Origin of the sequence: Thermococcus sp. (genome assembly GCF_027066465.1) — an archaeon.
GTDB lineage: Archaea > Methanobacteriota_B > Thermococci > Thermococcales > Thermococcaceae > Thermococcus.
In genome coordinates this window covers 1-3258 of sequence record NZ_JAMONU010000053.1, presented here as the reverse complement: position 1 = coordinate 3258, position 3258 = coordinate 1, and the positions used below count along the sequence as shown (strand labels likewise).

2 protein-coding genes and 1 pseudogene are annotated in these 3258 nt (G+C 55.1%); 2 read left to right on the top strand and 1 reads right to left on the bottom strand.

The annotated features are described in order from the left end of the window. Positions 1–68 precede the first annotated feature (68 nt). Positions 69–1136 carry a Xaa-Pro peptidase family protein gene (locus MVK46_RS02350; RefSeq protein WP_297535000.1) on the top strand — a complete coding sequence of 356 codons (1068 nt, stop codon included), beginning with the start codon at positions 69–71 and terminating at the stop codon, positions 1134–1136. On the opposite strand, the gene MVK46_RS02345 is transcribed toward MVK46_RS02350, so the two are convergent. Then, entirely contained in the window at positions 1126–1617 is a 492-nt protein-coding gene (locus tag MVK46_RS02345) for a PadR family transcriptional regulator (RefSeq protein WP_297534998.1), read from the bottom strand. The genes MVK46_RS02350 and MVK46_RS02345 overlap by 11 nt on opposite strands. 114 nt (positions 1618–1731) lie before the next feature. Between MVK46_RS02345 and MVK46_RS02340 the strand changes: the two are divergent. After that, positions 1732–3258 (top strand): annotated as a pseudogene (locus tag MVK46_RS02340) (multidrug RND transporter); the annotation flags it as partial.

Genomic DNA, 3258 nt, shown 5'->3' with positions numbered 1-3258 from the left:
TGCGCTCATTGCGGTAGAGCTTGAGAAAAGGGTTTAAGGTCCCTCGGCTATTCAGCTCCGGTGGTGGCATGAGAATCGGAAAGCTTGCGAAGCTGATGAATGAGAGGGGCTTTGACGGAGCGCTCGTAAGTCCCGGTTCGAACTTCTACTACCTGACGGGCCTTAGAATTCACGAGGCAGGCGAGAGACCGACCCTTCTTGCCATAAACGCCGACGGAGAGTTTCACCTACTCGTTCCGAGCCTCTACGAGAACGTCGTAAGGGATTTTCCAGTCACCTTCTGGCGCGACGGCGAAAACCCCTACGAGAAGCTTTCGGCCGTTATGGGGGAGCTCGGCATTAAGGCGGGCAGAGTCCTGATTGAAAACACTATGCGCGCGGACTGGCTGATTGAAGTCATGCGGATTTCGAGTATTGAGCCTTATCCGCTAAGCTCGCTGATTCGGGAGCTGAGAATGAGAAAAGACAGAGAGGAGATTAAACTCATGGAGAAAGCGGCGAGGGTCGTCGATGAGGTCTTTGAAGAAATCCTAAGCTGGGACTTGGTCGGAACCACAGAGAAGGAGCTCGCCCTGAGGATAGAGCTTGCGATAAGGGAGCGTTCCGACGGGATTTCCTTCGAGCCGATAGTGGCAGGCGGTGAGAACGGGGCGAACCCTCATCACGAGCCAAGCGAGAGAAAGCTGAGGAAGGGCGACATGGTGATACTCGACTACGGGGCGAGGTGGAGGGGCTACTGCTCCGACATAACGAGGACGGTGGCCCTCGGCAGGCCCAGTGAAAAGCTCGTTGAAATCTACGAGGTCGTTAAAGATGCCCAGGAACAGGCTTTTCAAGCGGTCAGGGAGGGAGTGAAGGCGAGGGAAATCGACGGAACCGCGAGGAGCGTCATTGAGAAGGCCGGCTACGGAAGGTTCTTCACCCACAGAACGGGTCACGGGCTGGGCTTAGATGTCCACGAGGAGCCTTACATAGGGCCTGACGGGGAGGTCGTCCTCGAGAACGGCATGACCTTCACGATAGAGCCTGGAATCTACGTCCCGGGACTCGGTGGAGTAAGAATAGAGGACGACGTCGTCGTTAAGGGGAAGGGAAGAAGGCTAACGAAGGCCGAGCGGGAGCTGATTATTCTGTAGACTCGGCGAGTTCCTTCTTTATGACCTTTATCTCTTCGTCAAGTATGTCCCTGATTTTCTCCAGAAGCTCTAGGTACTCCCTCACGGTCTTCCTGTCCATTCTCCTCTCCTTGCCCATCTCGTCGAGCTTCTTTTTGAGCCTCTCGTGGTAGCTTATGGCCGTGTACAGGGAGCGAAGGGCAAGCTCGTTTGACGTTCTCAGGTACTCCCAGCCCTTATCGGTCAGGCGGTATTTGACGCGCCTGAGCTTCCCCCTGTATTCCTCCCTCGGTTCGAGGAGGCCTTCCTCAACCATCTTGTTGAGAAGCGTGTAGAGGTTGCTGTGGCTCGGCTTCCATATCCCGACCGTGAACTTCTCAAGCTCCTTGAGTATCTCGTAACCGTGAGTTTCCCCTTTAAGACCAACTATCACGAGAATGATGTTCTTGAGCGGAACGGTAAACAGGCCCTTGATGATTTTTCGCTCCTGCTCCGTTACCATCACCCCTAACAGGGAGATGTTCAAAAAGGTTTATAAACTATTCCCTCTGATGACATGTCGGAAATTGACATGTTTATAAATGAAGTGTTAGTAGGCAACATGTAGGTGGTTGACATGGCGTGGAACGAGTGGATTGTAAAGCACGCCAAGCTCGTCGTTGCGGTGTGGGTGGTCATCATAATCCTCGCCACGCCGCTCGCGATGAAGCTCAACAGCGTGACGAACTACAGCATGAGCCAGTTCATGCCCAAGCACGTGGAGAGCGTTGAGGTCCAGAACAACATGACCAAGTACTTCCCCAGCTTCGCCCACAGCAACAACATGACGTACATAATCATAACCAACATAAAGGTCAACAGCCCACAGGCAAAGGAAGCCTACGAGCGCTTTAAGGTTGAGGCAAAGCCCTACGGGAGCAACTTCACCAGCTACTACGACGCGGTTGACCTGCTCCACAACAAATCCTACGAGATAGCCCTCAACCTGACCAGAACAACCGCCAACCTCACGGGGATTTTCTACAATGCCGCCCTGAACTCAAGCAGGGCCTACGGCCAGCTGCTGACCCAGATTGAGAACCTGAGCGAGCAGGTTAAGACGCTCAACGAAACCGTTCCCCAGCTGGCAAGGGCGTATCTGGCGCTTGAGGCGAACCTGACGGTGCTCTACAACCAGAGCCTCGCCCTCAGAAAGGCCCTCAACGAGACAGACATGGCGTACGTCGGCCTCCACAAGAACCTCACTAAAGCAAGCGAGCAGTTGAGGACCCTCAACTCAACGATAGCGAACCTGAACTCCGGCCTGTACACCCTCAACGAAACGTACGGGAGAACTTACTTCGGGACGATTGGAACCTATGATGCTCTCCTTCAGGCGGGAGCGTACGAGAGGGGCCTCGACGAGGCAACAGCTGAAGCCATAGCAACTCAGCTCGGCGTTCCGGTGGAATTCGTTTACGCGGTTTACAACGCAACGTATCCGGTTTATTCAGCCTACGGCTCAGCGGCCATAACCGACGGCCTTCTCGCCAACGTTACGAGGGGAATAGTGCTGGGCGAGATTAACAACACCATGCAGAAAAACCTCGGGGAGGCGTACTCAGTCGCGTTCTATCAGGGAGTCCTGGCCTTCGATGAAAGGGCGGGAAGCAAATACGCACTCATACAGCTCGGTCAGGAAGCAAAAGTGCCGATAGCGGAAATAGCAACCGAAGCGCTGAAGAACCTGCCGGTCGTTATCGAGAAATCCGGTGAGAGCTTTGAGGTCCCGAAGATGGGTCAGGTGCCGGCCCAGACATTGGCCTACATAGTGAACGTCTCCATAAGCCTCGGAAAGAACCCGAGCACCCAGGCAGTTGAGAGCGCGACCATAGAGGCTGCCAAGACCCTTATGGCCGGCAACCCGCTCCTCAAGATGCCCAACGCGGACGAGATTCTGAGGACCCTCCTCGTTTACGGCCCGACCAGGGAGCTTGAGGAGAACCTCCTCGCAGGGGCGCTGGCCGAGAAGCTTCCAGCAGAACAGAAGCCGTTGGCGAAGCCGATAGCGAAGACGGTCGTTACCTTCGACGCCAACGCAACCGGCGTTCTAGCGAAGGACCCCGAGGTGCTGGAGAAGGCCACGGTTTCACTGCTCGCTGAG

Coding starts and splice junctions, on each gene's coding strand:
- MVK46_RS02350 (WP_297535000.1), top strand. CDS start 69: ATGAGAATCGGAAAGCTTGCGAAGCTGATGAATGAGAGGGGCTTTGAC.
- MVK46_RS02345 (WP_297534998.1), bottom strand. CDS start 1,617: ATGGTAACGGAGCAGGAGCGAAAAATCATCAAGGGCCTGTTTACCGTT.